Here is a 23,379-nt window from a genome sequence, read left to right as displayed (position 1 = left end):
ATGCAGGAAGCCGCAAGGATGGCACAATCTGTCAACAAACAGGAACCTCTCGCCTTCCACTTTGCCGATGACGGGCTGGTGCCCAACCATCCGCGCTGGCCGATGCTCGTCTATCCCGGCGCGGTGCAACTGCCGAATGACGCCGATCCGGCGGCCGTCTTCGAGGATATTTTCGGCGCCAATGGCTGGGGCGACAGCTGGCGAGACGGCATCTACGGCTTCGTCCACTATCATTCGCGCATCCACGAGGTGCTGGGCATCGCGCGCGGCGCCGCCGAGGTCCGCTTCGGCGGCGATAAGGGCAAGGTGCTCAAGGTCAAGGCGGGCGACGTGGCGCTGCTACCGGCCGGCACAGGCCATCAGCGCCTGTCCGCCTCGGCCGACCTTCTGGTGGTCGGTGCCTATCCGCCTTTCGGCACATATGATCTGTGCCGGAGCGCCGAGCAGCACGCCGAGGCGCTGCGCACCATCCCGGCTGTCGGCCGGCCGGACAAGGATCCGGTCCATGGCGGCGACGGGCCGCTGCTGAAAGCATGGAGCGAAGGCTGAAATGGCAAGGATCGTCGCCATCGAGCATCTGACGCTGGACGGTGTCTTCCAGGCGCCGGCGCGCGCCGATGAAGACACGCGCAACGGTTTTGCGCATGGCGGCTGGGGCATTGCGGGCAGCGACCCGCAGCTGCAGGAGGTCATCGGACGCGCCATGGCCGGCGGCTGGTCGCTGCTCGCCGGCCGGACGACCTATGAGGATCTTTACGAAGCCTGGGCTGTCCGCCAGCCAGCCAATCCGATGACCAGGGCGCTGACCGGCGCGCAGAAATTCGTCGCCTCGCATGACGCCGGCTACGAACCGCGCTGGGAGAATTCGACGCTGCTTGCCGGCGATGCCGGGGAGGCCGTGCGCGCGCTTAAGCAAGGCCACGACAAGACGCTGGTCATGTTCGGCAGCGGCAAGCTGCTGCGCGCGCTGATGCGGCACGGGCTGATCGATGAACTGGTGCTGATGGTCCACCCGCTGGTGCTGGGGGAAGGCTCGCGCCTTTTTGAGCCGGGGCAGGCGCCGTCGGCGCTGAAGCTGTCGGACCTGGTATCGACCGCGACGGGCGTGGCGATTCTCACCTACGCGTTCGACGGGGAGGGCGCGGCGGAGCGGCCGCGGTAGAAACCGGGCCGCGGCCCACCGCCTACGGATAATGCGTCTTCTTCGGCGCGTAGGTCGACGGATCGAAATCCAGTTCCTTCGGCAGCGGCTGGCTCGAGCACTGCAGGTGTATCTGGCGGGCGAGCAGCCGTCGCTGCTGCTGCTCGTGCTCCTTGGCGGCCGCGACGAGCCCCATGCTATAAGGGCCAACCAGCACGCCGAAGCCCCAGCCGGGGTTCTGCTTCTCGCGGGTGGCGTAATCCGAGGCCGCCTTGCGGGCCTGCTGGCATTCCGGCGACGCCCATTTCGGATCCTGCTGGGGAAGCGAGGCGCCATAGTCGACTGGGGAGGATACGCACCCAGCCGCTGCCGCGCTCAGCGCGACGATCACCGCAATTCTCATCGTTTGAGTCTCTGCTAATTTAGGGCGAAGACTACACGGAACGCGTCTTCGCACAAGCGAGACGGCTCGAAAGCGGATGGAAGGACCGAGAGCCGCATCGTCGCACTTCGAGCCCGGTTCCCGGATTCTTTTCAACGCCCCGTTCCATTTCCACCCGCCATTTCGTCCTTGGTTCGTCCAGGCAAAAAGGAGAACCGCAATGGCTGGAATGATCGTCATCTACAAGCAGCCGGCGGACGCGCAGGCGTTCGACAAGCATTATTTCGAGACGCACATACCGCTTGCCAAGAAAATTCCGGGTCTCAGGAAATACGAGGTCAGCCGCGGGCCTATCACGGTGCTGGCCGGACCACCCGACGTCTACCTGATCGGGATGCTGCATTTCGACGATCTCGACGCCATGAAGAAGGGTTTCGCGAGCCCGGAAGGAAAAGCGGCGGGCGCTGATCGCCGGCTTTACGCACCTGACGAGTCGGGCATCCAGATGTTCATTTTCGACAGCAGGGAAGTTTAGAACCTGCGGCTGAGATAGGCCGATCCGCCGAGGCCAAAGCGCCACTCGGCTTCCACGCCTTTGGTGAGGCCGATCCGGCGACCGGCAAGGATCGCGGCCGGGTCGGCTTCGGAACGGGCAAATTCGAAAGGTGGCGCGGTCAGCGGCAGCCGGTTGTGCGAGCCGTCGATGCCCAGCGCCTGGCAAAGCTTGCCGGGGCCTGAGCAGAGAAGCCGCTCGTCATCCATTCCGCGCCGCGCGCGCATGGCGGCGATACCGGATTGCGGCTGGATGGCGCGGATCAGCACCGCGCTGCCCGGCAGGCACACCGCGTTCAGGCACCAATGCAGTCCGTAGGAGCGGTACACGTAAGCGGTGCCGGGCACGCCATACATCGGCGCGTTGCGCGGCGTGCGGCCGCGAAAGCTGTGCGAGGCGGGGTCGTCGGGCCGGTACGCCTCGGTTTCGACGACGATGCCGCCGACGCCACTGAGCTCGAGCCGCGCGCCGATCAGCGCGCGTGCCACGACAGCCGCGTCGCGGGCGAAGAAGTCGGCGGCAGAGCCAGCACTAAATGGCATGGTGATTGACGTCGATCGGGCAGGCCATCATTGGCGCTCCGCTCAACCCAAAAGGCTGCGCGCCGTGCGCATGAAGATGCGCGAGCCGATCGGGATGAGGTCGTCGGGGAAATCATAGTCGGGATTGTGCAGCGAGGGGGTGCGCTCGCCGGCGCCGAGGAAGAACATCGCCGACCTGGCATTGTGGCCGAAAATGCCGAAATCCTCAGAGGCGCGCATCGGCAGCGTCTCCTCGCTGCGTAAAACGCCTTCCTCGTCGAGCGCGCGGTTGAGATGCTCCACCGCGTCCGGCGCATTGACGCTGGCGACGAAGATCTCGTGATAGTCGAAACGCACGGCAAGGCCGTGCTTCGCGGCGATCTTTGCCGCGAGCGCCTCCGCCGCGGCGACCTGCTCGGCCATGCGCTCGTCGCGGCGGGTGCGCAGCGTCGCCCACACTTCGGCATAGCCGGGCGCAATGCCGAACACGGCTTCGCCCATCGCGCAATGGGTGACGGTCACCATGCCGAAATCCTCGTCAGTGAAGGTCCCGCGGCCGAGCGCGGGCAGCGCCGGCATCAACTCGCTCACCGCCGGCATCGGCGAGATGCCGGTTTCCGGCATCGAGGAATGCGCCGTCTTGCCCTCGAGCACGATGCGCATGCCGCGCGAGGCGCAGTTGACGGTGCCGGCCTTCAGCCGCACCTCGCCGAACGGCACGCCCGGCAGGTTGTGCAGCGAAAACGCGAAGTCCGGCGCGATCTCGGAAAAGCGCGGGTCGGCGACCACCCCGGCCGCGCCATTGCCGGTTTCCTCCGCCGGCTGGAACATCAAGACGACGCGGCCGCGCGCCGGTCTTTCGCGTCCGAACTGGCGGCCGAGCGCCGCCAGGATCGCGGTGTGCCCGTCATGGCCGCACATATGCGACTTGCCCGGCACCTCGGAGGCATGCGCCACACCCGAAAGCTCCTCGATCGGCAGCGCATCGAGCTCCGAGCGGAACAGCACCGTCGGTCCGACCTGTCCGCTGTCATAGACCGCCGCGACGCCGTGGCCGCCGAGCCCGGTCAGCACCTTGTCCGGCCCGGTATCGGCGAGGAAATTCACCACCTCCTTCGCGGTCCTTTCCTCCTCATTCGAGATTTCCGGCTGCCGGTGCAGCTTGCGCCGCCATTCGGTGAGCTCGACGATGTCTCGATTGGTCAGGGTCATGGGTTGGGGCTCCGATGGGTTTTTCAGGTCACACAAACACGATAGGTTTTTTCTCGCGCCGTGCCATGCCGATCAATTCCGATGGTCCATCGGCCTTCGCAAAATCAATGCCGCCATCTGACCACCTTCACCTGCGGCAGGTCGCGGCTGATCGGGCGGAAGCCGACGCCGTAATACATGTTGCGGGCGGCCGGATCCGCCGGGGCGCCGCGGCAGGCGACCAACATGCGCGTGGCGCCCGCGGCTCTCGCCAGCCGCATGCCGTGCAATTGCAAGGCGGTGCCCAGTCCGCGCCGGCGAAAATCGCGATGCGTGCCGACCGGTTCGAATTCGGCGGTCCGCGTCGTCTCGTCCAGCCAGATGATCGCGGTGGCGGCCAGCGTGCCGTCGGGCGCGGCGATGAGCACATGCAGGTCGCCCCGGTACGGCCAGGTCCGCCGTACGCGCTCGAACGCCGCCTCGCTGAAGCGCGACGCCCGCGACCTCATCGTGCCAGTCGAGGATTTCCCCGAGCATCGCGGTGCGGTGCGGATGCGTCTGCCAGGTCAGGTTGGCGGTCTCGACCTCGTATACCGTGTCGTCGCCGCGCGGCACCCGATGGGGCAGGCAGGCCCATCCCCACGCCGCCAGCCGCCCATCCACGAACCACAGCCGATGCCGCCAGAAGGGGCTGAGCGCATCGAAATCCTTGGCCCAGACCCAAGCCAATTCGCCGCTTGTCGCATCGCCATTGAGCAGTTCCGGCCGCAGCGCCGTCACGTCCTGGGCGAGGCCCTGCATCAGCCTGAGCTCGGTCGGGCCAAGAGTGTCCATGCTCCACCGTTTATTCCGGCAGCCCCGCGAGCCGCAGCGCGTTGGTCACCTCATCGATAATCCCAGGCGCAATCCCGACGGCCGCCGACCAGCCGCTGATCGTGAAATGCGCATCGAGCGCCATCAGCCGCCTGGCGGAGGCCTTTGCCTCCTCGATCCGCCCGACCCTGGCCAGCGGCGCCGCTAGCCAGCCATGCAGGATGCTGAAGCCCGGGGTCATCTCTACCGCGCGGCGGCCGGCAATGATGGCTTGTTCATGCCGGCCGGACAGAAAATTGCCGAAGCCGATAATGCCTTGCGGCACGCAGCTCATGGCGTCGAGCGGCGAGAGCCGCATCGCCTGCTCGCACCAGGCGATGGCGCGTGCCGCATCGCCGCCATAGGCCACCGGCACGCAGCCGAAGGCATAGACGAAGGCGCAGGAGGCGCTGAGCAAAAGCGCCGCGGCAAACGCCTCGTCGGCAAGCCTGCGGTCATGCTCGACCAGACCGATGGTGAAGCCGGCCAAGGCCAGCGCCATGGCGTCGCCCGACCCATGTTCGATCGCCGCATGGGCGTGGCGGGCCGCCCTGTCGCGATGCTCTGCTTTCAGACCGCCGCGGATGAACAGGGTCTGGTGTGCCCAGGCGGCAAAGCCGTGGGCGAGCGCGTAGGTCGGCTCGATGGCCAAAGCCTGGTCGAGCAGCGGCAGGCCCTTGGCCGCACCTTGCGGCATGAAAGTGTAGACGGCGGGGAGCGCCCGTAGCAGAAGGTCGTAGGCATCGAGACTGTTGGGCCGCTGGCGCTTGACGCGTTCGATCTCGGCCCGGCGCAGGTTGGGCTCGATCGCCGCCACCACGGAGATGGTGATCTCGTCCTGCAGCGCGAACACGTCGGTGAGGTCGCGATCGTATCGCTCGGCCCACAGATGGCTGCCGTCCTCGGCATCGATGAGCTGTCCGGTGATGCGCACGCGGTTGCCCACCTTGCGCACCGACCCTTCCAGCACATAAAGCACGCCGAGCTCGCGCCCGACCTGCTTTACGTCCACCGCGCGGCCCTTGTAGGTGAAGCTCGAATTCCGCGCGATGACGAACAGCCAGCGGATACGCGACAGACCGGTGATGATGTCCTCGACCATGCCGTCGGCGAAATAATCCTGTTCCGGATCGCCGCTCATGTTCTGGAAGGGCAGCACGGCGATCGACGGGCGGGCGGAAGGCTCGGGGCAGGGCGGCTCCTCTGCCGAAGGGAGCGGCTGCGCCCCGCCTTCCTCGCGCACGCTGCCGACGAAGCGAAAGCCGCGCCGCAGGATGGTTCGGACGAGCCGCTGCTGCTCGCCGCTGTCCTGGAGGGCATTGCGGGCAGCGTTGACGCGGCTGGCCAAAGTCGCGTCGGAAACGATGCGGCCCTGCCACACGGCGTCGACCAGGTCGTCCTTGCTCACCACCCGGTCGCGGTTGCGGATCAGATATTGCAGAAGATCGAACACTTGCGGCTCGACGGCGATCAGGTCGCTGCCGCGGCGCAATTCGCGCCGGTCGCCGTCCAGTGCAAAGTCCTCGAAATGATACGCCAAAATCAATTGCTCCGGGCCGCGCCGTGAATATGGGACACTCTAATCGCGTCGGGCACGCAAAATCAAAGCGATCTCAAGGGAAAATCAAGAAGTCCTGAAGGCCGCCTGAAAGCGAGCCCGGCCGCGCAGTCGCATAGTCCTCCTGCAAGCAACGCAAACAACTTTGAAACAGGAGAACTCAAAATGTCGACCACCGCAGCAATCATCGCTTCCGCCGCGCTCGCTCTCGGCGCAACCGCATCGGCAACCTTCGCGGCCAAGGCCGAGCCAGCGAAATCCGTCGTCCTCGTCCATGGCGGCTTCGTCGACGGCTCGGGCTGGGACGGCGTCTACCAGCAGCTGAAGGAGGACGGCTACGACGTCACCATCGTCCAGAACCCGACCACCTCCTTGGCCGACGACGTCACCGTCACCAGGCGCGCCATCGCCGCCGCCAAGGGCGACGTCATCCTGGTCGGCCATTCCTATGGCGGCGTCGTGGTGTCGGAAGCCGGCACCGATCCCAAGGTGAAGAGCGTCGTCTATATCGCCGCCTTCGCGCCGGACGCCGGCGAGTCGGTCTCCTCGCTGATCGCCAACCCGCCTGCTGGCGCTCCGGTGCCCCCGATCCTGCCGCCCGTCGACGGCTTCCTGATGCTGGACAAGGCGAAGTTCGCCGCCTCCTTCGCCGCCGACGTCAAGCCCGAACTCGCGTCCTTCATGGCCGACTCGCAGGTTCCGTGGGGTGTGGCGGCGCTCGAAGGCAAGGTCACCCAGCCGGCCTGGAAGGTGAAGCCGTCATGGTACCTCGTCGCCACCGACGACCACATGATCCCGCCGCCGGCGCAGCGCCAGATGGCCAGCCGCGCCAAGGCGACGACGGTGGAAGTGGCCGGCAGCCACGCCGTCTACGTCTCCAACCCCAAGGCCGTCGCCGACCTTATCGAAAAGGCCGCCGCCGCGAAAAACTGATACCGCGTTATCCTTGCGAACAGCCCGGACGCCTGGCGGCGCCCGGGCTTTCCGGCTGCCGCGCCGGCCCCTGATCGAGAAATGCACCGTAAACCGCTGAAATCCTTAACACGATTTTCATTCCGCTCGCCTAACCACTATGGCCATGACAGGGCATGATGAGCGGCTGGTTGCAGGTCTCTCCTCTGAGGGACGCAGCGAAGCCGTGGAAGCAGGCATCCTGCGCGACCAGCTTGCTGATCTGAGCAAGTGCGTCTTCATCTCGATGCCCATAGGCACGGTGCTCTCGGCCCTGATCCTGGCGGTGCAGCTCTTGTCGGGCGGCGGCCTTGCCGCGGTGTTGTGGTTTATCGCGATCGCCTTGATCAATGGCGCGCGTGTGGTGCTTGCCGCTGTTCAGTCGGATGCTGCCGACGACAGGCCGGAGGCGGTGGGTGCGCGGCTTTCCCTCTATGGCCTGCTGGCGCTGGCCTCGGGCGTCGCCTGGTCTTTCCTGGCGCTGCTCAGCGATGGATACACCACGCCGCAGGCGCCGCTCTATCTGATCGTGCTTGCCGGCACCTCGGCCGGTTCGGTCACTTATGGAACCTCCTACGCGCCGGCTTCGATCAACTTCATCGTGCTGCCGCTTCTCATCGCCGCCGGCTGCGTGTTCGCGCAAGGCGGCGTCGAAAATGGCGTGCTCGCCTTCACGATCCTGCTTTTTCTCGGCGGCATGATCAGGAGCGCGCTGCTCGGACAGTCCCGTTTCCGCGAGACCAGCCGCCTCAAATACGAGGCGCGCGAATTCGCCGCCGAGATGGAGCGCAATTCCAGGCGGGATCCGCTGACCAACCTTCTCAACCGCTATGGCCTGGAGCAGGCGATCGCCAAGCTCGGGCTTTCCGACGGCCCGTTCGTCGCCATGCTGATCGACCTCGACGGCTTCAAATCCGTCAACGACACCTATGGCCACAACATTGGCGACGACCTTTTGGTCAAGGTGGCGCGCCGGATCGAGGACCACGCCCCGCGGGGCGCTACGATCGCGCGCATCGGCGGCGACGAGTTCGTGCTGCTTTTCTCCGCCGACAGGTGTCCGCAGCAGGCCGGCGAGCTTGCGTCGGCCATCATCGCGGCCATCGCCAATCCGGATCCGGAGCTGAATTCGGTGCGCGTCGGCGCCTCGATCGGCATCTATCAGGCGGAAAAGCCACGCCTGACGGAAATGCTGCTCAAGGCCGATTTCGCGCTCTATGCGGCCAAGCGCGGCGGCAGGAACGAATATTGCCTGTTCGACGCGGAGCTCGACGCCGCGCTGGAACGCAAGAACCGCATCGAGCGCGACCTGCGCGGCGCGATCGAGGCAGGCCGGCTCTGCTCCTGGTTCCAGCCGCTGGTGCGGCTCGACAGCAACGCGGTCGTCGGCTTCGAGGCGCTGCTGCGCTGGCATCATGACGTCCATGGCGCCATCTCGCCGCCCGAGATCGTCACCGCCGCGCGCGAAACCGGCCTGCTTTCGCTTCTTACCGAGACGGTGTTCCTCAACTGCTGCGCCATGATCGGTGAACTCGTGAAGCAGGGGCGCGGCGATGTTCGGGTCGCGATGAACCTTTCGCCGCGCGAGCTCGAGGCCGGCAATGTCGACGACATGATCCTTACCGGCCTGCGGGCGAACAATGTGCCCGCCGCGATGCTCGAGATCGAGATCACCGAAGAGGCGCCGGTCGACCGCGACCGGGTCGACGAAAAGGTCGGGCACCTGGCGGATGCCGGCATATCGATCGTGCTCGACGATTTCGGCACCGGCTTCTCGACCCTGGTGTCGCTGAAGGACAGCCGCATCCGCAAGATCAAGATCGATAAGGATTTCGTCCGCGACCTGGCGAAATCCGTCGAAGACCAGGCGCTCGTCGAGGCGGTCATCGGCCTTGGCCGGACACTGGGGATCGAGGTGATGGCCGAAGGCGTCGAGACCGACGCCGACCGCATGATCCTGCGCTCGCTGGGCTGCATGATCGCGCAGGGCTATCTGTTTTCGGCGGCGCTGCCGATGCGCGACGCGCTGGCCTTCGACGCCGCTGCCGCTGAGGTTATTTTCGAGCCGTTGCGCAATCCTCGCAGCGGCAACGCCGCGTGATGGGTCGCTCGCCCGTGACCCAGCAGGCAAGCAGCCTCGAAAGGGTAGGGTTGCCGTGAGGCGCGGCACTCGGAGCGGCGGAGCGCTCCGAGGGTGTGACGGGCGTGACTGATCGACCTGAGCTTGATTGCCAGGTGGTTCCCCCAATCCGTCGCTGCTTCGCAGCGCCACCTTCCCCCCTCCGGAGGGAAAGGAAGGGAGCGTTGCTGGACGAGCGTTGACGGCAAAAAGCTTGGCGCCTTTCCTCTACCCCGTCGAGCGGGGGAGAGGTGGCTCGGCGAAGCCGAGACGGAGTGGGGGTCGACCAGCGCTACACTAGACAATGCATGCGGTTCCTCGCCCTCGCCAAAGGCGGGGTGGCTCGGCGAAGCCGAGACGGAGAGGGGGAGCGCCCTCGGCGATTGGCCTGGGCGGCCCGCATGAAACCTTTTGATTTTTGGGCCGTTGTCGCGCGATGCCCAAGGCCAAAGTCAAACCGGCGCCTGCAGGCGCCGCCACTCCGCGCGCGGTCCGCCAATCGCGCCCGCAGAAGCGGGTAGGGAAGCCGAAGGCGCGGCAGGAGAAGCCGCCCAAGCCAAGCGAAGCCCCGCCCAAGGCGCCTGAACAAAAAGCATCCGCCGAAGCAGCACCGGAAGCCATCGGCCATGCCGGGTCGCCGCCGCCCGAGGCCGCCGAGCCGGGTCCCGCGCTTTCGCCGGAGGAAGCCGAGCGGGCGCGCAAGAAATACCTTTTGCGGCGCTTCTGGATCAGCGGTCGCGGCTATTGGGGTTTGCACGGCGACAGGCTCGCCTGGCCCCTGACGATCGGGCTGCTCACGCTGATCTGCGTCAATGTCGGGTTCCAATACGGCATCAATCGCTGGAACCGCGCGATCTTCGACGCCATCGAGCAGCGCGACGCCCACACCGTCTATTGGCTGAGCGGCATCTTCCTGCCGCTGGTCGCCGGCAGCATCAGCCTGGTGGTCGCGCAAGTCTACCTGCGCATGACCATGCAGCGGCGCTGGCGCTCCTGGCTGACCACGGCCGTCATCCAGCGCTGGCTGGCCAGCGGCCGCTACTACCAGCTCAACCTCGTCAAGGGCGACCATGCCAACCCCGAGGCCCGCCTGACCGAGGACCTGCGCATCGCCACCGAATCGCCGGTCGATTTCATCGCCGGCGTCCTCAACGCCTTCCTGTCGGCCTCGACCTTCATCGTGGTGCTGTGGACGATCGGCGGCGCGCTGAGTTTTACGCTGGGCGGTTCCACCATCACCGTGCCCGGCTTCCTCGTCGTCACCGCGGTCATCTACGCGGCGATCACCTCGACCTCGATGTTCGCCATCGGCCGCCGCTTCGTCCAGCTTTCCGAGGACAAGAACCAGGCCGAGGCCGAGTTCCGCTACGTGCTGACGCGCGTGCGCGAAAATGGCGAGAGCATCGCGCTGCTCGGCGGCGAGGAGGAGGAGAACGCCGGCATCGACCGCACCTTCGCCGGCGTGCTCGGCCGCTGGGCGCGGCTCACCGGCCAGCACATGCGCACGGCACTGGTCTCGCAAGGCTCCAGCCTGTTCGCGCCGGTGGTGCCGGTGCTTCTGTGCGCGCCGAAATTCCTCGACGGCTCGATGTCGCTGGGCCAGGTGATGCAGGCGGCCTCCGCCTTCGCCATCGTGCAGGGCGCCTTCGGCTGGCTGGTCGACAATTACCCGCGCCTGGCCGACTGGAACGCGTCGGCCCACCGCATCGCCTCGCTGATGATGTCGTTGGACGGGCTGGAGCGCGCCGAAGAGAACGACAAGCTGGGCCGCATCCAGCGCGGCGAGACCGCAGACGGGGCGATGCTCAGCCTCAACGATCTTTCCGTGACGCTCGACGACGGCACCGCCGTGGTCAAGGAAACCGAAGTGATGATCGAGCCCGGCGAGCGCGTGCTGGTCTCGGGCGAATCCGGTTCGGGCAAGTCGACGCTGGTGCGCGCCATTGCGGGTCTCTGGCCCTGGGGCAGCGGCAGCGTCGATTTCCACCCGGGCAAGCGGCTGTTCATGCTGCCGCAGCGCCCCTACATCCCGTCCGGCACGCTGCGCCGCGCCACCGCCTATCCCGCCGCCGCCGACAACTGGAAGACGAAAGAGATCGACGCGGCCCTCGACAAGGTCGGCCTCGGCTATTTGAAGGACCGGCTGGAGGAAGAGGCGCCTTGGGACCAGACGCTGTCGGGCGGCGAGAAGCAACGCCTGGCCTTCGCCCGCCTGCTGCTGCACGCGCCGGATATCGTGGTGCTGGACGAAGCGACCTCGGCGCTGGACGAGAAGAGCCAGGACAAGATGATGCGCACGGTGATCAAGGAGCTGCCCCAGGTCACCATCATCAGCGTGGCGCACCGCGCCGAGCTGGAAGCCTTCCACACGCGAAAGATCACGCTGGAACGGCGCCAGGGCGGGGCGCGTCTGGTCAGCGACGTCGAGCTCGCGCCGAAGAAGCGCGCGCGGGGCCTGCTGCAGCGCGCGCTGTGGGGCAGCGGCGGGAATGGCAGCAAGGGGTAGGGGGCACTCTAACGTGGCGCGTAATCGCCAGCGGCGCTCCCCCGCTCCGTCTCGGCGCTGCGCACCGAGCCACCTCTCCCCCACCTTTGGCGGGGGCGAGGAACCCAAGCTTGCAAAGGCCGCGCCCTTGCCGATTAGCATTTCCTCGCCACCACAAAGTGGGGAGAGGTGGCTCGGCGAAGCCGAGACGGAGCGGGGGCAGCGCCGGCATCCGCGATGTTGCATCCCACCCTTTGTGCCAACCGATGAACCTTGACGCTGCAAGCCGCCCCAGTCTGTAATCGCCACAGGGAGGAACCATGGAAAAGATTATCCTGGACTGCGACCCGGGGCACGACGACGCCATCGCCATCCTGCTTGCGGCCGGCAACCCGAACATCGACCTGCTCGGCATCACCACGGTTTCGGGCAACCACAATGTCGAGAACACCACGCGCAACGCGCTGGCCACCTGCACGGCCTATGGCATCGAGGTGCCGGTGGCGAAGGGCTCGCCCGGCCCTTTGGTCGGCGACCAGGTGCTGGCGATCGAGATCCATGGCGAGACCGGGCTCGACGGCCCCGAGCTGCCGCCGGCTTCGTTCGATCTCGACAGGCGGCATGCCGTCGACTTCATCATCGACACGGTTATGACGCATGAGCCGAGGACCGTCACGCTGGTGCCGGTCGGTCCCTACACCAACATCGCGCTCGCGGCCCGCAAGGACCCGCGCATCGTCGGGCGGGTGAAGCGGGTCGTGGCGATGGGCGGCAGCTTCACGCGCGGCAACATCACGCCCGCGGCCGAGTTCAACGTCTACGCCGACGCGGAAGCCGCCGACGTGGTGTTCCGCGCCGACTGGGACGTCACCATGGTGGGGCTCGACCTCACGCACCAGGCTTTGGCCACCCCTGAGCTGCAGGACAGGGTGCGCGCCGTCGGCGGCTCGATCGCCAAGTTCATCCTCGATATCTGGGAATTCATCGCCACCACGCATGGCGGCCTCCTGCAGATCGAATATCCCGCCGTCCACGACGCCTGCTGCGTGGCGGCCATGATCGACGCAAGCGTCTTCACCACCGAGAAGGCCGACATCCGCGTCGAGACCGCCGGACGCTGGACCAGGGGCATGACGGTCTGCAATTTCGAGAAGATGGGCGGCATGCGCCATTTCGGCGGCACGGCGAGCGAGCAGGTGAACTTCCGCCACAGCGTGGCGATGAAGCTCGACCATCAAAAATTCTGCGACCTGATCGTCGACGCGGTCGAGCGGCTGAGCGGCAAGAAGGCCGGCCGAGGTCGCGGCCTTGGCGGTTAGCGTTCCTCGCCCCCATGAAATGGGCTACGGCATGCACACGTTCCACGCGGCTGGCCTTTGGCGATAGCGTGCATGGCAGCTTGGCGCATGCATTGTCTTATGCAGCACTGGTCGACCCCCACTCCGTCTCGGCTTCGCCGAGCCACCTCTCCCCCGATCGACGGGGTAGAGGAAAGGCGCCAAGCTTTTTTGCCGTCAACGCCCGTCCAGCAACGCTCCCTTCCTTTCCCTCCGGAGAGGGGAAAGGTGGCGCTGCGAAGCAGCGACGGATTGGGGGAACCACGTGGCAATCAAGCCTCGGCCTGATTAGTCGCGCCAGTCACAGAAGATGTGCATAGCGTAGACAAAGTGGGGTAGAGGTGGCTCGGCGCGCAGCGCCGAGACGGAGTGGCGCCGGCGTCTGCGATTACGGTCAAACACGCCCGCACTGAACAGTCTGTAGGCCGGCTCGCCGTTTCCAGGCAACGAAGAACCGCCTAGAGTTTCGCTGCGCACGGCAGACCGGAACCACCGGGGAGGGGAGCAGCGCGATGAACGAAGCCAGGCCGCACGATCCGAGACCGCTCGCGGAGATCGCCAGCTATCACGCCCATATCTATTACGGCGATGCGGCCCAGCGCCAACACGCCGAATGGCTGCGCCAGCGCATCGGCGAACGGTTCCGTGTGCGGCTCGGCAACTGGCGCGACGAGCCGGTCGGCCCGCATGAGCAGGCCATGTACCAGGTCTCCTTCGCCACCAAAATCTTCGCCACGCTGGTCCCCTGGCTGATGCTGAACCATGGCGGCCTGAGTATCCTCATCCACCCCAACACCACCAACCCCAAGCGCGACCACACGGTCGACCCGATCTGGATCGGTCGCGCGCTCGGTGTGCATGGCGAGGTGCTCGGCGAGGAGGACGAGGCGGAAGAGGCGCTTGAGGTGAATACCGAGCCGACGCTGGGGGTGTGAGGGGGCATGCCGGATTTCGTGATTGAGTTGCAGGAGGACGGCACGATCCGCCAAGTGTTCAAAGACGGCGAGCCGCATCAGGGCGCTGTGCGGCTCGAGCAGTTATTCAGTGTCGTAACCGTCTATTTCAAGCTCGCAGCCTTGAACCTTGATTCAATGATCAAACAAGAACAAGGCGAACAACGACGGTGGTTCGGGCTGCAATCATTCATAATGAGCCTTACTGGACTTGAAGCTTTCACGAACACCTTCTTCTATCTTCGTGGACAAGAACTGCGAAGCGGTGCGCTGTTAAAGCGAGTAGGGCAAAGCCATGGGTCGCTTTCAAAAAAGATTAAGGAGCTGATTGCGCTAACGCCCGATCGACCAATGCGCGATCAGGATCGGCTAATAAATGAAATATTTGCGCTTTCGCAACTCCGGAACGAGGTTGTCCACCCACGTTGGGTCCCGTCATCTCTTACATTGCCAGCAAACGCCCCTGTCACAATAAAAGGTCTTGTGGAAAATCGACAGGCGTTGTTCGAAGATCAGCAATTTTGCCGAGAAGCATTACTGTGGTGTCTCCTGGTAGTCGCTAGAGTTGCAGAGTCTCGGGGACATCTAGATATAAGCGCGTTTATGTTTCACTGGACGGCCAACTGGGGCCTGACGACCCCGGCGATCCTTCAAGAACTCGGCCTTCCGCCTGATTGAGGGATTTACACTAGCATTTGTTGGGGCAGTTGGCCGCATAACGATGAGCTAAAGTAGGCGGCATTTTTATTGGACTTTCGGGTCCAACTGCCCCCAATCTTAGGCAGTTAAGATCGGGGCGGCGCGCACTAACCGACCGTCATCGAAATTTCTGCAGGACGCGCCGTTCGACCTTCGACACGATCGAGGCGATAAGTCTGCTCATCAACAACATGTGCGACATATTCGTCTTGTGCGGGCAGAAAACCCACAGGCAAAGGGTTGGTTGCGCTCGGGTTATGAACAACGACCATCGTTGCAGGCCGGCCGACAACCACAGATTCATCGATATCGACTGCCCATATCGCACTGATGGGGGCAAAGCGCGGATCGAGAAACGTGTCGGCCGGAACAGGTTGTCCCACTGGCTTGTGGATCAAATACCTTTGCTGATGCTCTGGTGCTGATGCCTCTAACGTTTCGCGATTGATCCGCACCTGAAGTGGTCCGATGGCAAAGGTTGCCTCAGCCGCGAAGGGAAATTGACTAACGCCGATCAGCGCGTGCAACGAGCCGCCAAAGCCACGCAACAGGCGCCCGTTAATCGCTATCACGTAGCAGTCGTTCTGGCTGACTACGCCGCTGGAGAGGTAGCCATTGGCGCGGGGTGGGTTCCCAAGCAAAACCTCGGCCTTCTGCTTGATTGCGGCTGTCCATCGAAGAAGAATCGCTTCATGCGGAAAATCGCGAACGCCTTCTGTAGCCTCGAGCCAAGCCGCCGGGACGTTGGCAGGAGTCGGGGCGATCACCTCAATCCAGATGCGCCTTCCGCCGTGGGTAATGCAGAAATCCGGCCCAACAGCTTGATGGGTGAATTCAATGCCGGCTGCCGTAAGTTGATGCGCCAGCAGCACCTCCGAGAGCTGTTGCCAATAGGTGAAGTCATCAGGCGAACAAAGTCTTTGCTCCGCGTTGCCATCCCCAAACCCGCTATCGAGATAGTGTTGGCATATCGCTATTAAGCGCTCCCGCATGGCCACCATCTGTTCGCTGCCTCCAGAAAGGCGCAGTTCAATTGCAATTCTAACTGGCGTGATCTGCATCTGTGAATCTTTCCGTGCCTCACTCTGTGTACTATTTTCAATGTGGATGTTAAATCGTAGTGTCGCAATATGTTTTGCAGGATGCTTGCCGGTGGCAAATATCGAAGACCTAGAACAACTATTTCAGCTTCAAAACGAGACGCTTGCCACGGAATTTAAGTCATGGCTCGACCTCGATGCCCCAGCGGGCCGGGCGCCACTTGCCAAGGCCGCGATTGCACTAGCAAATCATGGTGGGGGGGCCATTCTCATTGGGATGCGGGAAGTTAGCAACGCGCCTATTGGTTCCTATCCTCGTCCAGCTCAAATCAATCGGTACACTGCCGACGCTGTGAATGCAGCGGTAAACAGGTATGCAGACCCGCACATTCACTGTGAACTTGTCCATCTGAATCATCCTATATCAGGCAATGAACACGCCGTCGTAGTTGTACCGGGCGGCCAGATTGTTCCTGTTATGGCGGCGAAGGGCACGGATGGAGAAATTCTCGCGCAGAAAGTCTACATCCGAAAGCCGGGCCCCAAGAGCGAGGAGCCGTTTACGGCTGAGGAGTGGCGAACACTCCTCGACAGATGTGTTCGCGCAAATCGGGACAGCCTGCTGGAGGCAATAAGAGGTATCGTACAAGGCCACTCCCTAGATTCTATAGCGCAGGCGCAGATTGATGAACTGCTTAAGTTCACCGAAGTCTCACGGGACAGGTGGAATGAGCGTCTGGAACCGTTGCCGAAGGACGATCCAGCTCGTTTCCCTCTTGGGCACTACGAACAATCGTTCCAGGTCTTGAACGTCAGCCCGGCTCAAGATCTTAGGAGTTTGCTGGGCCATCTTCGAAAGGCCAGCGAAGTCAGATTGACGGGATGGGGTCCGTTTGTGGTGCTCGATCGGAGGCCGATTGGTCCGGTGCCAGTAGGCGACGCAATCGAGGCCTGGGTTGGTGATCCTCGCGAAGAACATAGGGATGGTCGGCATTGTGACTTTTGGCGAGTCCGGCCTGATGGCTTTCTGTATGAAATTCGATCTTACGATGAGGATTTTACTGAGAAGGCTGAGCCGGGCACGGCTGTCGATCTGACCATTCCGATTTGGCGCGTCGGTGAGACGCTGCTCTATGTGGCGCGCCTGGCCAAGTTGTTTGGCGAGGATCCTGAAATTTCGGTGCGCGTTCAGTACGACGGCTTGAAAGGTCGGCGGATGTCGGCGTTATTTGATTGGCGTTACCTCAGCTATGACCGCGAGTGTTTTGTCGGTACAGTGAAAATGCAAGGGCAGGCGCGGGCTTCAGTCATCGAAGATAACTTGGCGGAAGTCCTTTTTCCGTTACTCAAGCCGCTCTACGATGCATTCGACTTCGCACCTCTATCGCTTGGCATGGTGAGTGAAGAGATCGCGAAGTTTCGGAACAATCGCTATTGAACCACTTACGAGCGCGGCGTCTGCGCCGGACTTGACCGGCGGAGCTCGCCAGCTACAATCCTGCTCGTGCCTTGAGAAGAAGCGGCGCCAGGCATTGAGGACAGTCGCGCGATAACCGACAGTGGGCTGGCCCCTTACGTCGACGATAAGAAGAACCAGCGCCAGCCTGTGGTTGGCTATGCTGCCGAAACACTCCTCGCAAGAAATCAGCGGCGTCCCGCGACACGGGCAACCGCGAATTGTGGAGAAATTTATGCGGCTTGCATTGGTGAATGACGAAAGACGTGAGGCGGCCCCCAAACTGTCCGGCTGCTGCCTGGGCTGTTCGCAACCCATGACCTCAAAGTGCGGGACACAACGCGTTTGGCATTGGGCGCATCGCGGCAATAGAAGCTGCGATTCTTGGTGGGAGCCAGAAACTCTTTGGCACCGCGGCTGGAAGGATCAGTTTCCCTTGGAATGGCAGGAAATCATCCAGCGCGATGAAAAAGGTGAGAAGCACGTCGCAGATGTGATGACCGGAAATGGCCAAGTGATTGAGTTCCAGCATTCCCACTTGCCTGCGCAAGAGAGAATTGCACGCGAGGCTTTTTACCGGAACATGATCTGGATCGTGGACGGGATGCGCCTAAAGAACGACCGGAAGCGGTTTCTGGCGCGCGGAAACCTGTTGAGTGTGCCCCTTGCGAAAAACCTGTTCATCACGCGTAGCCCTGAGAGTTGTCTGCCTGCTGTTTGGCTCAACTGCACAAAGCCGGTTTTGTTCGATTTCGAAGGCTTCGATTTACCGGACGGATCACCTAGGGAAATGCAAGGAAAGCTTTGGTGTTTGCTACCGGGGCGTTTCGACGGCTATGCGGTTCTCGCGGCTGTTTCGCGGTCCTGGTTTGTCGACGCGGCTAAGATGAGGGAGCAGATCATACCAACGGATGCCATTAGATGGTTTGTCCAAAAGGGGCTAACCGCTCGTCGCTGGAACTACGCAAGACCTCCACATTTTGGTCAACCTAGAGGTCGTCGTCGAGCAAAATACTAGGGCACCATCAGCGTAGGGCAGTGAGGAAAGAGCGAGTAGGCCTGATCCACCTTACCCCCCGGCCAACCTCGGCAGCAGAAAAATCTCCGCCCCCGGCGGCAGTTCCTTCCCCCACGTATCGCGATAGATCACCCCGTCGATCGCCACGGCAATCCCCCGGTCGATCCACGGCTCTATCCCGGGATACTGTTCCGCCAGCTTGCGGAACAGCTCCCTGATGTCCTTGGCCTCGATCTCGTGCTTGGCCTTGCCGCCGGCGACGGCGCTGAGCGAGCCCCAGAGGGTGACGGCGACCATTATCGCCTCAAGGTGCGTCGATATTCAGGTGAGGCCGGCCTGCGAACGACGGCTTCCTGCGCTTCCGGTGCTCACGTACTTCAAGTACGCTCCGCTCCGGTTCTCGGAAGCCATCATTCTCGGCTCGGCCTGACCTGAATCTCAACACACCTACCCAAGCTTGGATGCCTCTCAGCCTTCCCGCTCCGCGTCCAGCGCCGCCAGAATCCGCGGCGGCGACATCGGGATGTGGGTCATGCGCACGCCGACGGCATTCGACACTGCGTTGGCGATCGCCGCCAGCGGCGGCACGATCGAGGTTTCGCCCACGCCGCGCACGCCATAGGGGTGGTTGGGGTTGGGGATTTCCAGGATCTGCGTGTCGATCATCGGCAGGTCGGAGCAGACCGGGATGCGGTAGTCGAGGAAGCCCGCATTCTGCAGCCGCCCGTCCTTGCCGTAGATATACTCCTCGTTGAGCGCCCAGCCGATGCCCTGCGCGGCACCCCCCTGGTACTGGCCCTCGACATAGGTCGGGTGCACCGCTTTGCCGGCGTCCTGCACCACCGTGTAGCGGATCACCCGGGCAGCACCCGTCTCCGGGTCGACCTCGATGTCGCAGATATGGGTGGCGAAGGAGACGCCGGCGCCGTCGGCGACGAGCTCGCTATGGCCGGCGATCGGGCCGCCGGTCGTACCCGACTTGGCGGCGATGTCCTTCAGCGACAGCGGCGACAGGTTGCCGTATTTCTCGCCCTTGGCGATGGCATGGCCCTTTTCCCAGACTACGTCGTCGACCGGGATGTCCCACATCTGCGCGGCGCGATCCTTCAGGATCAGAATAGCGTTGCGGGCGGCCGAGATCGTCGCCATCGAGGAGGAGAAGGTGCCGCGGCTGCCGTCGGTCATGTCGTTGTAGCCCAGCGAAGACGTGTCGGCGACGATCGCCTTGACGTTGCTGTAGTCGATGCCGAGCTCCTCCGCCGCCACCAGCGACAGCGACGCGCGGGAACCGCCGACATCCACCGTGCCCACGGCCAGCGACACCGAGCCGTCCATGCCGATGTTCAGGTCCGTGCAGGTCTGGCCGCCGAAATTGAACCAGAAGCCGCAGGCCATGCCGCGCCCCTGGTTGGCTTTCAGCGGCGCCTTCATGTGCGGATGCTTCTTCACCGCCTCCAGCGTCGGTCCGATGCCGATCGGCCCGTAGACCGGGCCGTAGGAGGCGCGGGTGCCTTCCTGCGCGGCGTTCTTGATGCGGAAGTCCACCGCGTCCATGCCGATCTCGCGGGCAAGCTCGTCGATCGAGCTTTCCACCGCGAAGGCCGCCATCGGCGCCGACGGCGCGCGATAGGCCGCCGTCTTCGGCCGGTTGACCAGCACCTCGTAGCCGACGGTCTTGACGTTCTCCAGCTTGTAGCAGGCGAACGCGGTCATGGCGCCGATCTCGGCCCAGGAGCCGGCATAGGGGCCGCAGCTATAGCGCAGCGTCGCTTCCGCGGCGGTGATGGTGCCGTCCTTCCTGGCGCCGATCCTGACGTCGATCGAGGTGGCGCTGGTCGGGCCCGAGGCGCGAAAAACCTCGTCGCGGGTCATCACCAGTTTTACCGGGCGGCCGGCCTTGCGGGACAAGGCAAGCGCCACCGGCTCGGCCCAGACATGGGTCTTGCCGCCGAAACCGCCGCCGATCTCCGACGAGGTGACGCGCAGCTTCGAGGCCTCCAGCCCAAGCAGCTGGGCGCAATGCTGGCGGTAGACGAAATGGCCCTGCGTGCAGACCCACAGGTCCGCCGTGCCGTCCGGGTTGATGCTCGCCACGCAGGCATGCGGCTCGATGTAGCCCTGGTGCGTCTGCTCGGTCTTGAACGAGCGCTCGACGACGAAATCGGCCTGGGCAAAACCCTTGTGCACATCGCCATGGCCGAACTGCGTGCGCTTGGTGACGTTGGAGGGTTTCGCCGGCTTTTCCTCCAGACCCTCGGTGAAGACCTGGTCGTTGATCAGCGGCGCATGGTGCTGCGCCGCCTCGTCGACATCGGTCACATGCGGCAGCACCTCATAGTCGACCTCGATCAGCTTCAGCGCCTGGCGGGCGATGCGGGCGTCGATCGCCGCGACCGCGGCCACCGCATGGCCGTCATAGAGCGCCTTCTTGCGCGCCATCGAATTGTCGAGGATGTCGTACATGGCGGCATCGCCGTCGGTGAGGTCGGGCAGGTCCTTCGCCGTGATCACCGCTTTCACGCCGGCGAGCTTTTCCGCCTTCGACGTGTCGATCTTCTTGATGATGGCGTGCGCGTGCGGGCTGCGCAGCACGCGGCCGACCAGCTGGCCGGCCATGTTGAAGTCAGCGCCGTAGCGGGCGCGCCCGGTCACCTTGTCGATGCCGTCGGGGCGGATCGGCCGCGTGCCGACCGAGGAGAAATTGCGTCCGGAGTAGCGCGGATCGAAGTTCATGATCAGGCTCCCTTCATCACGTTTGCCGCGTCCTGGACGGCGCGCACGATCTTGTCATAGCCGGTGCAGCGGCACAGGTTCCCGGCCAGCCCGAAGCGGATTTCCTCCTCGGTGGGCGAGGGGTTCTTCTCCAGCAGATCCTTGGCCGCAATCAGGAAACCTGGCGTGCAGATGCCGCATTGCAAGGCCGCGTGCTCCAGGAATTTCTGCTGCAGCGGGTGCAACTGGTCGCCATGCGCCATGCCTTCGATGGTCTCGATCTTGCGGCCCTCGGCTTCCGCGCCCAGCACCAGGCAGGAGCAGACCAGGCGGCCATCGACGATGACGCTGCAGGCGCCGCAGTCGCCGGTGCCGCAGCCTTCCTTGGCGCCGGTCAGGCCCAGCCGGTCGCGCAGCACGTCCAGCAGCGTCTCGTCGGGCTGGCAGAGATATTCGACGGCGTCGCCGTTGATCGTGGTTGATACAGCTACACCGGCCATTATTTGCCTCCCGCACGCTTGTAGGCGATAGCGGCGGCCCTTTGCGCCAGCACGCCCGCGACTTTCCGTCTGAATTCGATGGTGCCGCGCTTGTCGTCGATGGGGCGGCAGGCGCCGGAGCAGATCTTGGCCAACCGCTCCAGCGTGGCTTCGTCGAGCTTCGAGCCGACCAGCACCTGGCCTGCTTCCTCGACCAGAAGCACGGTGGGTGCGGCAGCGCCGAGCGCCACGCGGGCGGTCTTGATCGCGCCCTTTTCGTCCAGTGTCAGGTTGACGCCGGCGCTCACCACCGCGATGTCCATCTCGGTGCGCGGAATGAAGCGCAGATAGGCGTCGCCCGCATGGTCAGGCCGTTTGTCCAGCAGGATCGCCTCGATGATCTCGCCCTTGGCGAGAGACGTGCGGCCGGGTCCCGTCGGCACGCTCTCCACCGCGATGGTGCGCTTGCCCGAAGGCCCGGCGACCACCGCTTGTGCCGCGGCCGCCACCAGCGCCGGCACGCTGTCGGCGGCGGGCGAGGCGTTGCACAGATTGCCGGTGATGGTGCAGCGGCCCTGCACCTGCTTGGAGCCGATCAGATTGGCCGCCTCGACCACGCCCGGCCATGCCTTGCGGAGCGCCTTGTTCTCGCCCAGTACCGCGCAGGGCACCGCGGCGCCGATCCGGAACCCGTCGGCCGTTTCGGTGACGTCAGCCAGGCCGCCGATTGCCTTGATGTCGACGATCAGCTCAGGCTCGATGAAGCCGCCCTTCATCCTCACCAAAAGGTCGCTGCCCCCGGCCAGGATCGCGGCCGGTCCTACCGCCTTGGCGAGCTCGCCAACGGCATCTTCGATTGAAAGCGGACGTATGTAACGCATCGTCTCCCCTTGGTCGTCGCTATGTCAGCGACCGTTATAAAGCGTCTGGTTATAATGGCCATCCCGTTCGTGCATGTCCGGGTTGGGCCAGAGCGATGCTCCAGATGCGCCCAGCGGGCGGGCCAGGGGCGGCGGCACAGCGGATGCGGCAAATCGCCTAGGGGGTTCCCCCACTCCGTCTCGGCGCTGCGAAGCAGCGACGGAGCGGGGGAACCACCCATGCGATTGCCCTGGAGAAGGTGCGGGCAGGCGGATGAGGGATGACGCCACCTCAATGATTGGAATAACTGCTATTCGTCAAGCGATTGCCGTTCCCGATGTCCATAGCGGCTCGAACGACACATTGCGCAACCCGGCCTTGCGGACCCGTTCGACGAACACCTCATTGACGAAGACCGGGGAGGCCCGCATCGGCAGCTTGAACACTTCCGCCGTCCCGACCTTTTCCGCGTCGAAGGCGTAGCGCTCGATCGCCAATATGTCGCCGTCCTCGAACCGCACGATCTGCGAGTGCGCCTCGTCCAGCGCGTCGATCACATTGGTGACGTTGAGCAGCCAGACCTTCTCGCCGCGCAGCGCGACGAGCTCGCCATAGGGCCGCAGCGCCGCCGCCAGCGCGTTGACGGCCGGCTGGCGCAAAAGCGGCGCGTGCTCGCCGAGCCAGGGAAAATCGGAATAGAGCCGCTCGCCTTCCTCGACGCGCCGCATCAACGGCGGCTGCCAGCCCTCCAACGAGCGTCCGTCGAGGCCGAAGAACTCCTCGTAGGTCTCGTCATCGACCGGCATCACCCATTCCTGCCCTTCCGACACAGCGAACTGATGGATGGTCGTCATCGCCCGATGGCTCCGCGGCTTTCGATGAAGGTCCGGCGATGACGGCGCCGTGCCGGATTGCGACGCCCGGCGGTCGCCGAAAGCGCGCGCGAGGAATCATGCAACGGTCCAAACCGCTATTCAAGGCCACGCGCTATCCAGTCCGCTCGCCGATTGATAAACGTCGCGGCTGGCGGTCAAGGATGGCGCCTGGCTCGAATGAGAGGTTGGCTCGCGA

Annotated in this window: 22 protein-coding genes; 11 read left to right on the top strand and 11 right to left on the bottom strand. The window is 64.2% G+C overall.

Going from position 1 to position 23,379, the window contains the following annotated elements:
• The first annotated feature begins 18 nt into the window (after positions 1–18).
• Together FJ414_RS13725 and FJ414_RS13720 are read left to right on the top strand one after the other, a co-directional pair.
• Positions 19–549: a cupin gene (locus FJ414_RS13725; RefSeq protein ID WP_140644917.1), complete on the top strand. Its 531-nt coding sequence runs from the start codon at positions 19–21 to the stop codon at positions 547–549.
• A gap of 1 nt (position 550) precedes the next feature.
• Positions 551–1,162 (top strand): dihydrofolate reductase family protein, encoded by a 612-nt coding sequence (locus FJ414_RS13720; protein WP_140644916.1) that lies wholly within the window; start codon positions 551–553, stop codon positions 1,160–1,162.
• A 22-nt stretch (positions 1,163–1,184) separates the two neighbouring features.
• Here FJ414_RS13720 and FJ414_RS13715 read toward each other — a convergent pair whose 3' ends face one another.
• Positions 1,185–1,544 carry a hypothetical protein gene (locus FJ414_RS13715; RefSeq protein ID WP_140644915.1) on the bottom strand — a complete coding sequence of 120 codons (360 nt, stop codon included), beginning with the start codon at positions 1,542–1,544 and terminating at the stop codon, positions 1,185–1,187.
• A 199-nt stretch (positions 1,545–1,743) separates the two neighbouring features.
• Here FJ414_RS13715 and FJ414_RS13710 point away from each other — a divergent pair, with 199 nt between their 5' ends.
• The gene (locus FJ414_RS13710) at positions 1,744–2,058 is read left to right on the top strand and encodes an EthD family reductase (RefSeq protein ID WP_140644914.1); all 315 of its coding nucleotides are present in this window, start codon (positions 1,744–1,746) and stop codon (positions 2,056–2,058) included.
• Here FJ414_RS13710 and FJ414_RS13705 read toward each other — a convergent pair.
• The 4 genes from FJ414_RS13705 to FJ414_RS13690 form a co-directional block, all read right to left on the bottom strand.
• Entirely contained in the window at positions 2,055–2,618 is a 564-nt protein-coding gene (locus FJ414_RS13705) for a DNA-3-methyladenine glycosylase (RefSeq protein WP_140644913.1), read from the bottom strand. The genes FJ414_RS13710 and FJ414_RS13705 overlap by 4 nt on opposite strands.
• Before the next feature lie 42 nt (positions 2,619–2,660).
• Positions 2,661–3,809 (bottom strand): amidohydrolase, encoded by a 1,149-nt coding sequence (locus FJ414_RS13700; protein ID WP_140644912.1) that lies wholly within the window; start codon positions 3,807–3,809, stop codon positions 2,661–2,663.
• A 104-nt stretch (positions 3,810–3,913) separates the two neighbouring features.
• The gene (locus tag FJ414_RS31660) at positions 3,914–4,297 is read right to left on the bottom strand and encodes a GNAT family N-acetyltransferase (RefSeq protein ID WP_210239667.1); all 384 of its coding nucleotides are present in this window, start codon (positions 4,295–4,297) and stop codon (positions 3,914–3,916) included.
• Positions 4,298–4,632: 335 nt separating this feature from the next.
• The gene (locus tag FJ414_RS13690) at positions 4,633–6,180 is read right to left on the bottom strand and encodes a winged helix-turn-helix domain-containing protein (protein ID WP_140644911.1); all 1,548 of its coding nucleotides are present in this window, start codon (positions 6,178–6,180) and stop codon (positions 4,633–4,635) included.
• Between the two features lie 183 nt (positions 6,181–6,363).
• Between FJ414_RS13690 and FJ414_RS13685 the strand changes: the two genes are divergently transcribed.
• The 6 genes from FJ414_RS13685 (at position 6,364) to FJ414_RS13660 (ending at position 14,721) form a co-directional block, all read left to right on the top strand.
• Complete coding sequence (locus tag FJ414_RS13685; protein WP_140644910.1) at positions 6,364–7,131, top strand: alpha/beta hydrolase; 768 nt, start codon at positions 6,364–6,366, stop codon at positions 7,129–7,131.
• Positions 7,132–7,276: 145 nt separating this feature from the next.
• Entirely contained in the window at positions 7,277–9,250 is a 1,974-nt protein-coding gene (locus FJ414_RS13680; RefSeq protein ID WP_140644909.1) for an EAL domain-containing protein, read from the top strand.
• Positions 9,251–9,704: 454 nt separating this feature from the next.
• On the top strand, positions 9,705–11,774 hold the full coding sequence (locus FJ414_RS13675; protein WP_140644908.1) for an ABC transporter ATP-binding protein/permease: 2,070 nt from the start codon (positions 9,705–9,707) through the stop codon (positions 11,772–11,774).
• A 299-nt stretch (positions 11,775–12,073) separates the two neighbouring features.
• The gene (locus FJ414_RS13670; protein WP_140644907.1) at positions 12,074–13,072 is read left to right on the top strand and encodes a nucleoside hydrolase; all 999 of its coding nucleotides are present in this window, start codon (positions 12,074–12,076) and stop codon (positions 13,070–13,072) included.
• Between the two features lie 530 nt (positions 13,073–13,602).
• Complete coding sequence (locus FJ414_RS13665; RefSeq protein ID WP_140644906.1) at positions 13,603–14,025, top strand: DOPA 4,5-dioxygenase family protein; 423 nt, start codon at positions 13,603–13,605, stop codon at positions 14,023–14,025.
• Between the two features lie 6 nt (positions 14,026–14,031).
• Positions 14,032–14,721 (top strand): hypothetical protein, encoded by a 690-nt coding sequence (locus tag FJ414_RS13660; RefSeq protein WP_140644905.1) that lies wholly within the window; start codon positions 14,032–14,034, stop codon positions 14,719–14,721.
• 128 nt (positions 14,722–14,849) lie between these two features.
• On the opposite strand, the gene FJ414_RS13655 is transcribed toward FJ414_RS13660, so the two are convergent.
• Entirely contained in the window at positions 14,850–15,803 is a 954-nt protein-coding gene (locus tag FJ414_RS13655) for a hypothetical protein (protein WP_181181610.1), read from the bottom strand.
• A 91-nt stretch (positions 15,804–15,894) separates the two neighbouring features.
• Here FJ414_RS13655 and FJ414_RS13650 point away from each other — a divergent pair, with 91 nt between their 5' ends.
• Positions 15,895–17,220 carry an ATP-binding protein gene (locus FJ414_RS13650; RefSeq protein WP_181181609.1) on the top strand — a complete coding sequence of 442 codons (1,326 nt, stop codon included), beginning with the start codon at positions 15,895–15,897 and terminating at the stop codon, positions 17,218–17,220.
• 253 nt (positions 17,221–17,473) lie between these two features.
• Positions 17,474–18,256 (top strand): competence protein CoiA family protein, encoded by a 783-nt coding sequence (locus FJ414_RS13645; protein ID WP_140644902.1) that lies wholly within the window; start codon positions 17,474–17,476, stop codon positions 18,254–18,256.
• 51 nt (positions 18,257–18,307) lie between these two features.
• Here the strand turns inward: FJ414_RS13645 and FJ414_RS13640 are convergent, their stop codons facing one another.
• The 5 genes from FJ414_RS13640 to FJ414_RS13620 all read right to left on the bottom strand — a co-directional run bounded on the left by FJ414_RS13640 (position 18,308) and on the right by FJ414_RS13620 (position 23,162).
• Positions 18,308–18,553 carry a MoaD/ThiS family protein gene (locus FJ414_RS13640; RefSeq protein WP_140644901.1) on the bottom strand — a complete coding sequence of 82 codons (246 nt, stop codon included), beginning with the start codon at positions 18,551–18,553 and terminating at the stop codon, positions 18,308–18,310.
• Between the two features lie 171 nt (positions 18,554–18,724).
• Positions 18,725–20,989: a xanthine dehydrogenase family protein molybdopterin-binding subunit gene (locus FJ414_RS13635; RefSeq protein ID WP_140644900.1), complete on the bottom strand. Its 2,265-nt coding sequence runs from the start codon at positions 20,987–20,989 to the stop codon at positions 18,725–18,727.
• A 2-nt stretch (positions 20,990–20,991) separates the two neighbouring features.
• Positions 20,992–21,468, bottom strand: a complete 477-nt coding sequence (locus tag FJ414_RS13630; RefSeq protein WP_140644899.1) for a (2Fe-2S)-binding protein — start codon at positions 21,466–21,468, stop codon at positions 20,992–20,994.
• On the bottom strand, positions 21,468–22,328 hold the full coding sequence (locus FJ414_RS13625; protein WP_140644898.1) for a xanthine dehydrogenase family protein subunit M: 861 nt from the start codon (positions 22,326–22,328) through the stop codon (positions 21,468–21,470). Before FJ414_RS13625 ends, FJ414_RS13630 begins: the two co-directional genes overlap by 1 nt.
• Before the next feature lie 297 nt (positions 22,329–22,625).
• Entirely contained in the window at positions 22,626–23,162 is a 537-nt protein-coding gene (locus FJ414_RS13620; protein WP_140644897.1) for a DUF1629 domain-containing protein, read from the bottom strand.
• Positions 23,163–23,379 lie beyond the last annotated feature (217 nt).

This window comes from Mesorhizobium sp. B3-1-6 (genome assembly GCF_006439555.1).
Lineage (GTDB): Bacteria > Pseudomonadota > Alphaproteobacteria > Rhizobiales > Rhizobiaceae > Mesorhizobium.
This window is presented reverse-complemented; position numbering and strand designations above follow the sequence as displayed.